Here is a 13,220-nt window from a genome sequence, read left to right as displayed (position 1 = left end):
TCTGGTGGGCGGTATACCCATCTTGAACGGGGATGGAGGACCCATTGACCCTTCGAAAGTCAGATGAATAATGTAGCCAACTCTCAGATCGGAGCGCCTATGGAGATCGGCTCCGTCCCCGCGGGAACGAGGGGCGCCGTGCACCAGACCCCGACCCCCACCCCCACCCATCCGCTCATCCGCGTCGCGGGCCTGTCGGTCCGGTACCGCGTCGCCCGTACCGGCACGTCCCTGACGGCCGTCAGCGACGTCGACCTGGACGTTCACCACGGCGAGTTCCTCACCGTCCTCGGCCCGAGCGGCTGCGGGAAGACGACGGTGATGAACGTGATCGCCGGGCTGGTCGAACCCGCCACGGGGACGGTGACCGTCGACGACCGGCCGGTGACCGGCCCCGGCCCCGACCGCGCCGTGGTCTTCCAGGACTACGCGCTGCTGCCGTGGCGGACCGTCGCAGAGAACGTCCGCTTCGGCCTGGAGATGCAGCCGCGCCTCCGCAAGGGCGCGGCCGAACGCGTTCGCGAGACGATCGCGCTCGTCGGCCTGGAGGGCTTCGAGAACTCCTACCCGCGCGAGCTGTCGGGCGGCATGCAGCAGCGCGTCGGTCTGGCCCGCGCGCTGGTCGCCGATCCGCGCATCCTGTTGATGGACGAGCCGCTCGGCGCCGTGGACGCCCTCACCCGCGAGGTGATGCGCGGCGAGCTGGAACGCATCATCGCCGCCACCGGCACCACCGTCGTCCTGATCACCCACAGCATCGACGAGGCGATCCTGCTCGGCGACCGCATCGCCGTCTTCCGCTCGCACCCGGGCCGGATCGCGGAGATCCTGCCGGTGGACCTGCCGCGCCCCCGTTCCGAACGCCGCACCATCGCCGATCCGCGGTTCGTCGAGTTGCGCGATCACCTGTGGGATCTGCTGCGGGGAGAGGTCGAGAGGCCGGGGCCATGAAGGCGCCGTGGACGGATCGCTACCGGTCGCCGCTGCTCGCGCTGGCGGACCTGGCCGTCTTCCTGCTGCTGTGGCAGCTCGCCGTGGTCCAGTTCGGACTGGTCGACCGGATCTTCGTGTCCGCGCCCGCCGACGTGTGGGCCGCGCTGCGCGACCTGTGGAGCGCGGGCGAGCTGCAGAACGCCCTCACCACCAGCGCGCAGTCCTGGGTCGTGGGTTACGTCGCCGGAGTCGTCGTGGGAGTGGCGCTCGGGCTGGTCATCGGCGCCGTGCGCGTCGTGCACCGGCTCGCCATGCCGCTGCTGTGGTCGCTGTGGACCACCCCGCTGATCGCCTTGCAGCCGATGCTGACCGTGTGGTTCGGGTACGACTCGGGCCCGATCATCGTGCTGGTCTTCCTCAGCACGTTCATCCCGGTGGCGCTCAACACGGTGGTGGGCAGCGCGGGCGTCGGCCCGTCGCTGCTGGAGGCCGGGCGGGTCTTCGGCGGCAGCCGACTGGCCCTGTACCGGAAGGTCCGGCTGCCGTGGACCGTCCCGTACATGATCGGCGGGATGCGGCTGGCCGTGCCGACCTCGTTCATCGGCCTGCTGGTGGGGGAGATGGTCGGCTCGCCCAGCGGCGTCGGCGCGCTCATCACCAACGGCACCGCGCGGTTCCAGACCGGCCAGGCCTTCGCCGGGATCGTCCTGTACGTCGCGGTGTCGGTGGCCCTGGTCCGCCTGATCGACCTGGCCGAACGCCGCGTCGGCCGCTGGCGCGAGGAGGCCTGACATGCGCTGGAAACCCGGTCTGCGCTGGAAGCCCGGCCCGACCTGGAAAGCGGACCTGCGCTGGAAGCTCGCCGTCGCCCTCGAGGTCGCCGCGCTGATCGCGATCTGGGAGCTGGCCGTCTCCGCGTTCGGCCTGGCCAACCCCAAGCAGGTCCCGCCGCCGAGCGAGGTCTGGTCGGCGTTCTGGCGGATGGCCGGGGACGGCAGCCTCGGCGGGAACCTGGCGTTCAGCACCCGCAACGCCGTCGCCGGGTTCCTGCTCGCGGTCGTGGCCGGCATCGGCTGCGGCCTGGCGCTCGGCTCCTCGCGCTGGGTCCGCGACATCGGCGGCCCGCCGTTCTGGACCGCCTACTCGATGCCGCGCATCGCCTTCCAGCCGCTGCTGGTGCTGTGGCTCGGCTTCGGCGCCGCCCCCAAGATCCTCATCATCTTCCTCATGGCGGTCTTCCCGATCGCCATCAACACCATGGACGGCGTGCGCGGCGTTCCGCCGTCCCTGGTCAAGGCCGCCCGCGTGTACGGCGCGCGCCGCCTGACCATCTTCTTCAAGGTGCAGCTGCAGGCCGCGCTGCCGCTCATCCTCACCGGCGTCCGGATGGGCGTCGCGCGCGCCATGGTCGGGATCGTCATCGGCGAGTTCATCGGCGGCAGCCAGGGCCTCGGCTACCTGATCTTCCGCCGTTCCGCCGACTTCGACCTGGCCTCCGCGCTGGCCGTCACCCTCCTCCTGGTCGTCATCGCCAACGTGCTCATGGCCCTGGTCAGCCTGGTCAGGCGGCTGGTCGCGCCCTGGTACGCCGAGGGACTCTCCTGAACGGAGCCGCAATGAGACCTGCAACGAGACCCAAGATGAGACCCGCAATGAGACACCGTCCGCTCGCTTTCCTGACCGCCGTCGCACTCACCGCCTCGCTCGGCACGGGCTGCGCGTCCCGCGCCGACGACGGCCCGGTCAAGGCACAGCCGACCGGGCCGATCGGGACCGCCGAGAAGACCACCGTGAAGATCGGCATGCGGCTGCCCAACCTCGACACCAACGCGCCCGTCGAGATCGCCATCGACAAGGGCTACTACAAGCAGGAGGGCCTCACCGTTCAGCGGATCGAGGCCCAGTCGATCCGGGAGGGCCTGGTCGGCGGCAGCCTGGACTTCGGCGTGGAGGCCGCCCTCGACGTGGTCACCGCCGCGCGAAGCGGCACCGGTCTGCGCGTGGTCGCGGGCTGGCGCAACCGCGAACCGTACGTCGTCGCCGTCCAGCCCGGCATCAGCAAGCCGGAGGACCTGTCCGGCAAGCCGGTCCTGCTCGGCGCCAACCCCGGCACCATCGAGTACGACGTCCGCGTGCAACTCCTCAAGGACGCCGGGTTCGACATCTCCAAGGTGCGGGTGAAACCGGTCAACCTGCCCGGCGGCTCCAACGCCTGGGTCGAGCAGTTCAAGCAGAAGAAGCTCGCGATGACCGTGGTGTTCCCCCGGCACAAGAAGCCCGTCCAGGAGGCGGGCGGCCGCATCGTCCTGGACGTGATGAAGGAGTGGCCGAACGACGTGCTGACCGCCAAGCAGTCGTTCATCGCCAAGAACCCCAACACCACCGCGCGCTTCCTGCGGGCCACCCTCAAGGCGATGAAGGTCTGGAAGGACCCTGCGCAGCAGGCCTACGTGCAGGCCCTCATGCAGAAGAAGGGCTTCACGGTCACTCCGCTGGAAAAGCAGCCGGACGTCTACGCGAACGGCCCGCAGCTCTATGACGCCGACATGGGCCTGGACCCCAAGGGCTTCGACACCCTGCTGAGCACGCTGAAGCTGCCGCCGTCGAAGTTCGGGTCGTACACCGACCTGGTGCAGCTTGGCCGCGCGCAGCGTGAGGCCGGCGTGAAGGCCCGGCCGTGAGAGCGGCCCGGCTCTCGGATCGTCTCCGCGTCGAGGAGATCGACAGCCCCGTGCCCGGTCCGGACGAGGTGCTGGTCGAGGTGCACGCGGTCGGGGTCAACCAGCTCGAACGCGCCGTCATGAACGGCGCGCGCCTCGGCGCTCCGGCTCTGCTGCCTCGTACGGTCGGGATCGATCCGGCCGGCGTGATCGTGGCGCAGGGCGCCGCGGTCGCGGGGGACCACGTGGGCGAACGCGTCGCGATCAAACCGAACGTGCCGTGCGGCGACTGCGGCTTCTGCGCGGACGGCGCCGAGGCCGACTGCCGCCGCCAGCAGGTGGTCGGAGTGCATCGCGACGGCGGCGCGGCGGAGTACGTGGCCGTCCCCGCCCGCGTCGCGATCCCGATCCCCGGGCAGGTGCCGTTCACCGTCGCCGCTGCGGCGGTTCACAGTGTTCCGATCGCACTGCACATGATCCGGCGGGCGGGCGGCATCCGGCCCGGCGACACCGTCCTGGTGACGGGTGCGACCGGCGCGCTCGGCTGCGCCGCGCTGCAGGTCGCCGCCGGTCTCGGCGGCAAGGTCCTGGCCGGGGCGCTGGAGGACGAGCCCGTCGACGGCCTGCCCGGTCTCGGCGCGGCCGCCGTCCTCACGTATGGGCGCGACGACGCGGACGGCCTCGCCGAGCAGGTCCGCGGCCACGCTCCAGACGGCGTCGCGATCGCGATCGACGCCACCGGGAGCGGTCCGCTGATCAGCGCGGGCGTGCGGTCGCTCGCCTGGGCCGGGCACGCGGTGTTCGCGGCCGCGCTGCCCGGAGCGCGCCTCGACCTCGATCCCCGCGAGCTGTACACGCGGCGGCTCACCCTGCACGGCAGCGCGGCGGCCGACTACGCCGACGTCCGCGACGGGCTCGCACTGGTCGCCGACGGCACCGTCACGCCTCCCGTCGCGGCCGAGTTCCCGTTGGCCGAGGTCGTGGACGCCTACGCGATGGCCGGACGCCGTGACCACGTCGGAAAGGTGGTGCTCCATGTCCGCTGAGAAGTCCGCCGGGAAGCCGGCTGAGCGCGGTCCGCTGATCGGGCTGCGCGTGATCGAGGCCGGGCAGTACATCTCCGGCCCGTACGCCGGGCGGGTCCTGGCCGACCTCGGCGCCGACGTCGTCAAGGTGGAGCCGCCCAGCGGCGATCCGATGCGGCGCTGGCAGGGCGGCGGCGAACGGCCCCACAGCCCGCAGTTCGGCGCGTACAACCGAGGCAAGCGCGGCGCCGTGCTCGACCTGAAACAGGAGGCCGGGCGGGACGCGCTGCTCGGCCTGCTCGCCGACGCCGACGTCTTCATCGAGAACTTCCGTCCCGGCGTCGCCGACCGGCTCGGCATCGGATGGAACGTCGCGCACCGCCTCAACCCGGGGCTGGTGTACTGCTCGATCACCGGGTTCGGACCGGCCGGGCCGTACGCGCGCCGCCCCGCCTACGACACCGTCATCTCGGCCATCGGCGGCATGTACGCGCACCTGGTGCCGCTGGACGCGCCCCGGCCGGTCGGCCCCGCGTTCTCCGACCTGCTGTCGGGCGCCTCCGCCGCGCAGGGGATCCTCGCCGCCCTGCACGCGCGCGGAACGCACGGGGAGGGGCAGCACGTCGAGGTGTCGATGCTCGGCGCCCTCACCGACTTCCTCACCGAGCCGATCGCGACCTACCTGGAGACGGGCGCCGTCGTCCAGCCCGGGACCCGCGCGGCGCGCGCCCAGGCGTACGGCTGCGTGGGCCGCGACGGCAGCCCGTTCGTGATCCACCTGTCGGTGCCGGAGAAGTTCTGGCGCGGCCTGCTCACCGTCATCGAACGCCCCGACCTGGCGGGCGACCCGCGCTTCGCCACCCGCGAGGCCCGCTACCGCAACTACGACGCGCTCGACGAGGTGCTCAAGGCCGAGACCCGCAAGCTGCCCCGCTGCGAGTGGTTCGAGCGGCTGACCGCGGCCGACATCCCGCACGGCCCGCTGAACACCATCGCCGACCTCGTCCAGGACCCCCAGGTGATCCGGATGGGGCTGATCGACGACCACCAGATCCTGCCCGGGACCCGGTTCTCCGCCGGGGACCTGCCCCGCCCCGAGCCCGCGCCCGGCCTGGGAGAGCACACCACGGAGGTTCTCGATGCGTGACGACCTGCTGGCCATCGACGTGCACACCCATCCGCAGACCGAGGAGTTCCTGGCCGCGATGGGCGCGCGGCGCGCCCAGATGGGCTCGCACTTCGGCAAGCAGCGCAAGCCCGTCTCGTTCGCCGCGCAGGCCGACCTCTACCGGGAACGGCGCATGATGGCGGTCATCGTCAACTCCGACGACGAGACCCAGTCGGGCGTCCGCGGCGCCCCGAACGACCTGCTCGGGCAGGCCCAGGCCGACCACCCCGACGTCTTCCTCGCGTTCTGCGGCATCGACCCGTGGAAGGGCAGGGCGGCGATCGAGGAGATCCGGCGTTGCCACGAGACGTACGGGATCCGCGGCGTCGGCGAGCTCAACCCGGCACGCCAGCGATTCCACCCGAACGACCGCCGCTTCTACCCGATCTGGGAGACCTGCGCCGAGCTGGGCCTCCCGGTGATGTTCCACGGCGGATTCCTCGGCGGCGGCGCCGGAACCCCAGGCGGGATGGGCTACAAGCTGGAGTACGCGCGTCCCGTCCCCTACCTCGACGACGTCGCCGCCGACTTCCCCGAGCTGAACGTCATCGCCGCCCACCCCGCGTGGCCCTGGCACCTGGACAACCTCGCGGCCTGCTGGCACAAGTCCAACTACTTCATCGACCTGTCCGGCTGGGCGCCCAAGTACTGGCCCGCCGAGGTCGCCCACCACGCGAACAGCATCATCACCGACCGGGTGTTGTTCGGCACCGACTGGCCGGTCCTCGACGCCGGCCGGTGGATGAAGGAGTTCGACGCCCTGGACTTCAAGGAGACGTCCCGCCGGAAGATCCTCCTCGACAACGCCCGCGCACTGTTCGGGATCTGAACGATGGCAGAGATCACCGGAATCTACGGCGTCCCGCACAACCCGCTCCTCTGGCGCGCCCTCCGCCAGGACCCCCTGCCCGACGACCTCAAGGCCGTCGCCCGAGAATTCGCCCGGCTCCGCAGCCGCCTCACAGAGACCCGCCCCGACACCCTCCTCGTCATCTCCACCGACCACCTCACCCAGTGGTTCCACGACAACATGCCCGCGTTCCTGGTCGGCAAGGCCCCCGAGATCCCGGCCACGTTCTGGGCGGAGGAACGCGAGTTCGGCATCCCGCCCGCCACCCTTCGCGGCGACGCCGAGCTAGGCCGGGCCCTCCTCACAGGCGGCGTGGCACGCGGCGTCGACTTCGCCGCCTCCGACGAGTTCCGCGCCGACCACAGCGTGCTGATCCCGCTGCTCTACCTGCGCCCCGAGCTGGACCTGCCCATCGTCTGCCTGTTCACCAACTGCATGGCGCCGCCCCTCCCGCCCCCCGAACGCTTCTACCGCGTAGGTGAGATCGTCCGGCAGACCCTGGAGGAGTCACCGCTACAACGCCGCATAGCCGTCATCGCCAGCGGCCACCTCGCGACCGAGGTAGGCGGCCCCCGCCACTTCGCCGGCTCACCCGACACCGACTTCGACGCCTGGTCGGTCGGCCTCCTCCGCAAGGGAGCGGTCGAGGAGACCCTGCGTTCCATGACGTTCGAAAGACTCCTGGCCGCAGGAAACGTCAGCCACCAGTTCCTGAACTTCCTGGTCACCATGGGCGTCGCGAACGGAGCCCCCGCGATGTCGGCATCCGGCGAGCCCTCCCGCTTCGCCACCTCGCCGTTCTTCGAGTGGAGTCCCCGATGAGCAGGTACGGCATCAACAAGTTCATGCGGGCGGTGAACATGAACCCCGACGCCCTGGCCGCCTACATCGCAGACCCCGCAGCCTTCGTCACCGCCTGGCCAGGCGGCCGCCTAGCCCCCGACGAGGTGAACGCCTTGGCCCAACGCGACTACGGAGCCCTCTACGCCTTCGGCGCCCATCCCTACCTCCTGTGGAGCTTCGCCGAAGCCGTCTGGGTCCCAGAGATCTCGCGCCCCGACCTGGTAGAGCGCTACCGCCAGGCCGCCCTCCGCTGCGGCTACCCCGACTTCTCCACCTGAGTCAGGTGTACCTGAGGAACTCGGAGGTATCGAGCTCGCCGCCGTCCATGCAGTCCACACCGGCGAGCGGCCGGCCGAACTTAGTCTCGGCCACCCGCTTGTAGGTGCCCTCAGACTTCACCGGTTCGCTGTACAGCAGGCAAAGCCCCTCGCGCGGATCAACGAGCAGATACTGGGGAGCGCCAGACAAGGCGTACCGCAGGCGCTTGCCCTCGTAGTCGGCTCGGAAGTTGCGCTGAGAAACCACCTCGACGAGCAGCTCGGTCTCGTGCGCCCACGGCTTGGCCCCAGGCTTGAGTGGCTCCGGGACAACGATCAGGTCCGGAATCGGTTCCTGCGGCTCGGACGTCAGTTGGAGATCAACGTTGGTGATCTTGCAGCGCCGCTGGCGCGGAATCTGCTCCCGGATCTGGACGATGATGTCGTCGTGCTCCCAGCGAGTGCCTGCCAGCATGACGATCTCGTCGCCTCGGGCCTCGAACTTGGAGACCGAAAGGCCCTTGCTCTCGGCGAATTCCGCGAGCATCTGCAGCGCCTTCTCTCGCGTGCCTTCGCTGAACCTGGGCTCGTCCGTCATCCGATCCTCCGTCGCGGTCACGCCCTTAAGCCTAACTTCGTCATGCGGGCCCGGCAGGCTGGACGGGGCCGGCTGATTAGCGTGGGGGTGTGACTGACTCTGAGACGGACCAGGAGCTTCGGGCGCGCAGGGCGGCGTCGTTCGGGGGTGAGGCCGCTGCTTATGCGCGGGAACGGCCTGACTATCCCGACGCGGTTGTGCGCTGGGTGTTGGAACCGCTAGGTGCGCGGAGGCCGTTGCGGGTGCTGGACCTGGCCGCCGGGACGGGCAAGATGACCGAGACGCTGCTGCGGGTGGGCGTTCCGGCCGCTGATGTGGTGGCCGTCGAGCCTGATCCGGGCATGCTGGCCGAGCTGCGTCGGGCCTTTCCCGAGGTTCGGGCGCTGGAGGGGCGGGCGGAGGAGATTCCGCTGGCGGACGGGTCGGTGGACGCGATCGTTGTGGGGCAGGCGCTCCACTGGTTCGACCTCGGCCGCGCCTATCCGGAGATGGCGCGGGTGCTGGCGGGAGGCGGGGTGCTGGCGGCCGTGTGGAACAGGGACGACGCGAGCGTCCCGTGGGTCGCCGGGCTGCAGCGCGTGCTCGGGGGCGGGCTCAGCCAGCGCTCGCGGTCGGGGGAACTGCCGGTGTCGGCCGAGTTTCCCGAGTTCGAGCGGGCCGAGTTCCCGCACGTTCAGCGCCGTACGGCCGAGTCGCTGGCGGCCACGATCGGGACTCATTCGCACATGCTGGTTCTCGGTGATGCCGAACGGGCGGAGGTCGAGGGGCGGATCCTCGGGCATCTGCGGGCGACGCCCGAGACCGCCGAGGGGGAGTTCGACCTGCCGATGGTCACCCTCGGCGTGCGGGCTCGGCGGGGGTGACCTTCTTGGGCTTGGCGGGCCAGATCGTGTAGGTGATCGGCCACAGGGACCAGATGCCGGCGATGGCGGACAGGCGGATCAGCCAGCCGGTGAGCTGCTCGGTCTTGGACGAGTCGCCGACCATGGCGATCATCGCCAGGAGCAGGGCGCAGGAGACGGCCCAGGCGATGATGGCCTTGAGGAACTCGCGCCACTCGTACTTGGCGCGGGCCGTGCCGTACTTGGGCTTGCCGGTGGGCTTCGGGCCGCCGGCGAAGCGGTGCGCGAAGTGGCGGTCGCCCCAGCGGATCATGCTGTGGCCGAACGCGACGGAGAAGCCGATGTAGGCGGCGGCGAGGCCGTGGGTGACGTCGGCCGTGGTGCCGTTGCGGAGGTCGATGATCGTGGCCGCCAGGAGGATCAGGTCCACCAGCGGGACGCAGAGGAGGATGAACGCGCTGGTGCGGCGGAGGCGGAGCAGGTAGCGGGTGGCGAGACCGGCGAACAGGACGACCCAGAACCCGATCTCACAGGCGGCGATCACGGCGAGAAGCATGTATCCAGGATCGGGTGGGGATCGCGCCGAATCCTCGGCGGAGGTGACGAGATCTCGCGTACTTCGAAGGATGTACGCGGCACCCTCAGCGGGGCGGACGCGGGCACGCTTCGGAGGATGCTGAGATAGGGAACGTGCGCCTCACCACGACCAGGCAGGACGTTCTGCTGGCCGCCGCGGCCTTCGCGGGCGGCCTGCTCCTGCTGGTCGCGCGCGGCTACGACACCTGGACGGACGTCGGGTTCGGCTGGCGGATCATCCCGCTGGCGGGATTGTGCTTCGCGATGCTGTTCCGGCGGACGCGGCCGATGGCGGCGCTGGCGATCTCAACGCCGTTCAACCTGCTGGACATCACGTTCGGGGCGAGCCTGGCCAGCCTGGTGATCTACGGCGACGCGCTGTATGCGGCCAGCCTGTACGGGCCGCGGCGGACCGCTCCTGTGCTGCTGACCCTGACCACCGTGGCGAGCCTGGCGGTCGGGGGCGCGGTGGGGATCGCGTTCACGACGCTCCAGGGCGCGGTCCTGATCGCGGCGGTCGCGGGTGTCGGCTGGGTGGGGCCGGTGCTGACCGCGATGGTCGTGCGCGAGCACCGCGACCGGGCCGAGGCCGAGCGGGAACGGGTGCGGCAGATGTCGCAGCTGGCCGAGCTGGACCGGCGCAGCGCGGTGACCGCCGAACGGGCCCGGATGGCCCGCGAGCTGCACGACGTGATCGCCAACCATCTGAGCGCCGTGGCCCTGCACTCCTCGGCCGTCCTGAAGGTCTCCGACCTGGACCGCGAGGGCATCAACCGGGCCATGGAGGTGATCCGGGAGAACAGCGTCCAGGGCCTGGCGGAGATGCGCCGCATGATCGGGCTGCTGCGGGACGGCGAGGACGGCGACTCCGCCGAGGTCCCCGGCCTGGACGGGCTGGAACGCCTGGTCGAGCGCACCGCGCGAACGGACCTGACCGCCGGGCTGAAGGTCACCGGGGACCGGCCCGAGCTGCCCGCCCCGGTCGAGCTGGCCACGTACCGGATCGTGCAGGAGTCGCTGACCAACGCGCTGAAGCACGCGGCGGCGGGCCGCGTCGAGGTCGCGCTGGACTTTCGCCCGGACCGGGTCGTCGTAACCGTCGACAGCCCGCTCGGGCAGGAGGGCTCCCGGCTGCCCGGCTCGGGGAGCGGCCTGATCGGGATGCGCGAACGGGCCGCCATGCTGGGCGGCGAGTTCGCGGCCGGACCGGACGGCGGGCGCTGGCGGGTGCGCGCGGAACTGCCCATCGAGACGGAGAACGCCTGATGATCACAGTGCTGGTGGCCGACGACCAGGCGGCGGTACGGGCCGGCCTGGTACTGATCCTCGGGGCCTCACCCGACATCACCGTCGCGGGTGAGGCCGCCGACGGCGAGGAGGCCGTCGCGCTGGCCAAGCAGCTGCGGCCCGACGTCGTCCTGATGGACATCCGGATGCCCAGGCTCGACGGCATCTCGGCGACCCGCGAGCTGGCCGGGATCGCCGACGTGCTGGTGCTGACCACGTTCGACGTCGACGAGTACGTGTTCGGCGCGCTGCGCGCGGGCGCGGCGGGCTTCCTGCTCAAGGACGTGGACGCCGATCATCTGGTCGAGGCGGTGCGCACGGTCGCGGCGGGTGAGGGCATCCTCGCCCCGCAGGTGACGCGGCGCCTGATCAGCGCGTTCGCGGGCCGGTCCAGCCTCGCGGCGACGGCGCCTCCCGGGCTGAACGAGCTGACCCCGCGCGAGCGGGAGGTCTTCGCGGCCCTGGGCGACGGGCTGTCCAACGCCCAGATCGCCGAGCGGCTCGACATGGCCGAGACCACGACCAAGACGCACGTCAGCCGGATCCTGGCCAAGCTGGGGCTGCGGAGCCGCGTGCAGGCGGCCATCCTCGCCCAGGAGACGGCCGCAGGCGGCCCGGGAGCCATGATCGCTGACACTGGGTCACCCGGCGATCGCTGAGCCCGCAGGATCGCGCTGAGAGCGATCCTGCGGGCTCAGATCGGGCAGATGTCAGTCGCCGTTCCTGCGAAGGCGGCGGGCTCCCAGCGCGCCCGCCCCGCCGGCCATGACGATCCCGCAGACGATCAGCGGGGTCCGGCCGCTGCCGGTGGAGCCGCCCTTGTCCGCCGGGGCGCCGTAACTCCCGGTGGGGGCGGCGGCGTAGCCTCCGGCCGCGCCGTTCCTGGCGTACGCCGAACCGGGCATCTTGTCCGCGTAACGCCGCTGGACGAGGCGCTGGTACGCGGCGAGGGTCGTTCCGGCGCGCACACCGGACCGGGCGGAGTCGTTGAGCGGGGTCACCTTGCCGTCGCGCAGCGCGTACCAGGCGTCGATCTGCGGTTCGTGGAAGGCGATCGCCCCCGACCCGGCCCGCTGGGCGTAGGTCTGCTCGTCGGTCCCGGAGGCGATGTTGACGATCTTCCAGGTCCCGTTCGAGACCCGGGCCGCCCAGACCGACGCGGTCTGGCCGTCGGCGGCGACGGCCGGCGTGGCCAGGAAGGCCAGGTGGGCCACCTCGCCCGACTTGCCGGTGACGAAGCCGGGGGACAGCTCGTAGACGGCGGTCGGGGCGGCGGTCAGCCGGGGCCTGGTCGCGGCGGCGTTCGCCGCCGTGGCGGTGCGCGAGCGCAGCCCGGCCTGCGAGGCGAAGAAGCGGCCCAGCGTCGGGACGGCGCCGGTCGCCGCCTGCCGTGCGGCCGCGACATCGGTGGCCGACGGGGGAGCGACGGGGGCTGGCCCGGAGGAGGCCCAGGCCGCCGGTGCGGCGGCCGTGAACAGTGCGGTGGCGCCGAGGATCACTGCCCCGGCGGCGGTACGGGTGCTGCGGGTCATGGTCGTTCCCCTACTCGTTGATCCGGTCGAGGGAGTGAGTCCAGGAGAACGACCCGTTGCTGACGTAGTAGTCGTAGGTCGCCCAGTTGTAGCGCGGGCTGGAACCCCAGGGGTTGCCCCAGTAGACCCAGCTGTTGCTCTGGTCGTAGCCGTACAGGACCTCCATGTGCCCGCCCCCGGACGACCACTGGATGCGGGCGAGGACCGGCCGCTTGGCGTCGATCTCGCGGATGACCGAGGAGTAGTAGAGGTAGTCGTAGACGTAGGTGCCGGGGTTGATGCCGATCTGCTGGAAGGCCGTCTGGTCGTTGGCCAGCGTGGCCTGGTTGTTGGGGCAGGCCGAGTTCATCGAGCGGTTGAAGGCCAGGTTGCAGAACTGGTTCTGGCTGTAGCTCTTGCCGAGGAAGGCCGCGACGCTGTTGCCTGCCGCCGCCCAGCACCAGTTGGACTTCTCCTGGGCCTGCTGGGTGAAGTTGAGCTTGGCCGCGGTCGCCAGGCTCGCGTTGGCGGCGTTGGCGGCGTTCGCCGGTGCGACGACTGCCGTCGCCGCGGTGCACACCGCCGTCAGGCTCACGAGCCTGCGGAGGGGTTTGCGGACGTGCATGCTGCGCTCCAGGGGGTTGCGCTCAGCGGGTGTGAGGGGGCGCCC

At 71.1% G+C, this 13,220-nt stretch carries 16 protein-coding genes; 12 read left to right on the top strand and 4 right to left on the bottom strand.

Annotation, left to right across the window (positions count from 1 at the left end):
* Positions 1-99 precede the first annotated feature (99 nt).
* Genes J4573_RS23030 through J4573_RS22990 form a run of 9 tightly spaced genes read left to right on the top strand, consistent with a single transcriptional unit; the run spans position 100 to position 7,757 of the window.
* Positions 100-951 (top strand): ABC transporter ATP-binding protein, encoded by an 852-nt coding sequence (locus J4573_RS23030; protein WP_208257869.1) that lies wholly within the window; start codon positions 100-102, stop codon positions 949-951.
* Entirely contained in the window at positions 948-1,724 is a 777-nt protein-coding gene (locus J4573_RS23025; RefSeq protein WP_208257868.1) for an ABC transporter permease, read from the top strand. The genes J4573_RS23030 and J4573_RS23025 overlap by 4 nt, the downstream gene beginning before the upstream one ends.
* A 1-nt stretch (position 1,725) precedes the next feature.
* Complete coding sequence (locus tag J4573_RS23020; protein ID WP_208257867.1) at positions 1,726-2,538, top strand: ABC transporter permease; 813 nt, start codon at positions 1,726-1,728, stop codon at positions 2,536-2,538.
* Between the two features lie 47 nt (positions 2,539-2,585).
* Positions 2,586-3,614 carry an ABC transporter substrate-binding protein gene (locus tag J4573_RS23015; protein WP_208257866.1) on the top strand — a complete coding sequence of 343 codons (1,029 nt, stop codon included), beginning with the start codon at positions 2,586-2,588 and terminating at the stop codon, positions 3,612-3,614.
* A complete protein-coding gene (locus tag J4573_RS23010; RefSeq protein ID WP_208257865.1) occupies positions 3,611-4,639 on the top strand; it encodes an alcohol dehydrogenase catalytic domain-containing protein in 1,029 nt (342 codons plus the stop codon). Before J4573_RS23015 ends, J4573_RS23010 begins: the two co-directional genes overlap by 4 nt.
* Positions 4,629-5,765 (top strand): CaiB/BaiF CoA transferase family protein, encoded by a 1,137-nt coding sequence (locus tag J4573_RS23005; RefSeq protein WP_208257864.1) that lies wholly within the window; start codon positions 4,629-4,631, stop codon positions 5,763-5,765. Before J4573_RS23010 ends, J4573_RS23005 begins: the two co-directional genes overlap by 11 nt.
* Positions 5,758-6,615, top strand: coding sequence for an amidohydrolase family protein (locus J4573_RS23000; RefSeq protein ID WP_208257863.1), 858 nt, complete (start codon positions 5,758-5,760; stop codon positions 6,613-6,615). The genes J4573_RS23005 and J4573_RS23000 overlap by 8 nt, the downstream gene beginning before the upstream one ends.
* A 3-nt stretch (positions 6,616-6,618) precedes the next feature.
* Positions 6,619-7,458 (top strand): DODA-type extradiol aromatic ring-opening family dioxygenase, encoded by an 840-nt coding sequence (locus J4573_RS22995; RefSeq protein WP_208257862.1) that lies wholly within the window; start codon positions 6,619-6,621, stop codon positions 7,456-7,458.
* On the top strand, positions 7,455-7,757 hold the full coding sequence (locus J4573_RS22990) for a hypothetical protein (RefSeq protein ID WP_208257861.1): 303 nt from the start codon (positions 7,455-7,457) through the stop codon (positions 7,755-7,757). Before J4573_RS22995 ends, J4573_RS22990 begins: the two co-directional genes overlap by 4 nt.
* Before the next feature lies 1 nt (position 7,758).
* On the opposite strand, the gene J4573_RS22985 is transcribed toward J4573_RS22990, so the two are convergent.
* Positions 7,759-8,355 carry a Uma2 family endonuclease gene (locus J4573_RS22985; RefSeq protein WP_208257860.1) on the bottom strand — a complete coding sequence of 199 codons (597 nt, stop codon included), beginning with the start codon at positions 8,353-8,355 and terminating at the stop codon, positions 7,759-7,761.
* 68 nt (positions 8,356-8,423) lie between these two features.
* On the opposite strand from J4573_RS22985, the gene J4573_RS22980 reads away from it, so the two are divergent.
* Positions 8,424-9,197 (top strand): class I SAM-dependent methyltransferase, encoded by a 774-nt coding sequence (locus J4573_RS22980; RefSeq protein WP_208257859.1) that lies wholly within the window; start codon positions 8,424-8,426, stop codon positions 9,195-9,197.
* Here the strand turns inward: J4573_RS22980 and J4573_RS22975 are convergent.
* Positions 9,166-9,732, bottom strand: a complete 567-nt coding sequence (locus J4573_RS22975) for a hypothetical protein (protein ID WP_208257858.1) — start codon at positions 9,730-9,732, stop codon at positions 9,166-9,168. The genes J4573_RS22980 and J4573_RS22975 overlap by 32 nt on opposite strands.
* A gap of 134 nt (positions 9,733-9,866) precedes the next feature.
* On the opposite strand from J4573_RS22975, the gene J4573_RS22970 reads away from it, so the two are divergent.
* Together J4573_RS22970 and J4573_RS22965 are read left to right on the top strand one after the other, a co-directional pair.
* A complete protein-coding gene (locus J4573_RS22970) occupies positions 9,867-11,018 on the top strand; it encodes a sensor histidine kinase (protein ID WP_208257857.1) in 1,152 nt (383 codons plus the stop codon).
* On the top strand, positions 11,018-11,698 hold the full coding sequence (locus J4573_RS22965) for a response regulator (protein WP_208257856.1): 681 nt from the start codon (positions 11,018-11,020) through the stop codon (positions 11,696-11,698). The genes J4573_RS22970 and J4573_RS22965 overlap by 1 nt, the downstream gene beginning before the upstream one ends.
* A gap of 51 nt (positions 11,699-11,749) precedes the next feature.
* Here J4573_RS22965 and J4573_RS22960 read toward each other — a convergent pair whose 3' ends face one another.
* Together J4573_RS22960 and J4573_RS22955 are read right to left on the bottom strand one after the other, a co-directional pair.
* A complete protein-coding gene (locus J4573_RS22960; protein ID WP_208257855.1) occupies positions 11,750-12,571 on the bottom strand; it encodes a hypothetical protein in 822 nt (273 codons plus the stop codon).
* A 10-nt stretch (positions 12,572-12,581) separates the two neighbouring features.
* Positions 12,582-13,175 carry a papain-like cysteine protease family protein gene (locus J4573_RS22955; protein WP_208257854.1) on the bottom strand — a complete coding sequence of 198 codons (594 nt, stop codon included), beginning with the start codon at positions 13,173-13,175 and terminating at the stop codon, positions 12,582-12,584.
* Positions 13,176-13,220 lie beyond the last annotated feature (45 nt).

The organism is Actinomadura barringtoniae, assembly GCF_017573505.1.
In the GTDB taxonomy this organism is placed as follows: domain Bacteria; phylum Actinomycetota; class Actinomycetes; order Streptosporangiales; family Streptosporangiaceae; genus Spirillospora; species Spirillospora barringtoniae.
Note: the sequence above shows the minus strand (reverse complement) of the source record. Positions and strands in the feature narration are given on the sequence as shown.

What these genes read in the sequence shown, in the direction of transcription:
- J4573_RS23020 (WP_208257867.1), top strand. Translation starts at nt 1,726, where the DNA reads ATGCGCTGGAAACCCGGTCTGCGCTGGAAGCCCGGCCCGACCTGGAAA.
- J4573_RS23000 (WP_208257863.1), top strand. Translation starts at nt 5,758, where the DNA reads ATGCGTGACGACCTGCTGGCCATCGACGTGCACACCCATCCGCAGACC.
- J4573_RS22955 (WP_208257854.1), bottom strand. Translation starts at nt 13,175, where the DNA reads ATGCACGTCCGCAAACCCCTCCGCAGGCTCGTGAGCCTGACGGCGGTG.
- J4573_RS23030 (WP_208257869.1), top strand. Translation starts at nt 100, where the DNA reads ATGGAGATCGGCTCCGTCCCCGCGGGAACGAGGGGCGCCGTGCACCAG.
- J4573_RS22995 (WP_208257862.1), top strand. Translation starts at nt 6,619, where the DNA reads ATGGCAGAGATCACCGGAATCTACGGCGTCCCGCACAACCCGCTCCTC.
- J4573_RS22965 (WP_208257856.1), top strand. Translation starts at nt 11,018, where the DNA reads ATGATCACAGTGCTGGTGGCCGACGACCAGGCGGCGGTACGGGCCGGC.
- J4573_RS23005 (WP_208257864.1), top strand. Translation starts at nt 4,629, where the DNA reads ATGTCCGCTGAGAAGTCCGCCGGGAAGCCGGCTGAGCGCGGTCCGCTG.
- J4573_RS22975 (WP_208257858.1), bottom strand. Translation starts at nt 9,732, where the DNA reads ATGCTTCTCGCCGTGATCGCCGCCTGTGAGATCGGGTTCTGGGTCGTC.
- J4573_RS22960 (WP_208257855.1), bottom strand. Translation starts at nt 12,571, where the DNA reads ATGACCCGCAGCACCCGTACCGCCGCCGGGGCAGTGATCCTCGGCGCC.
- J4573_RS23015 (WP_208257866.1), top strand. Translation starts at nt 2,586, where the DNA reads ATGAGACACCGTCCGCTCGCTTTCCTGACCGCCGTCGCACTCACCGCC.
- J4573_RS22990 (WP_208257861.1), top strand. Translation starts at nt 7,455, where the DNA reads ATGAGCAGGTACGGCATCAACAAGTTCATGCGGGCGGTGAACATGAAC.
- J4573_RS23025 (WP_208257868.1), top strand. Translation starts at nt 948, where the DNA reads ATGAAGGCGCCGTGGACGGATCGCTACCGGTCGCCGCTGCTCGCGCTG.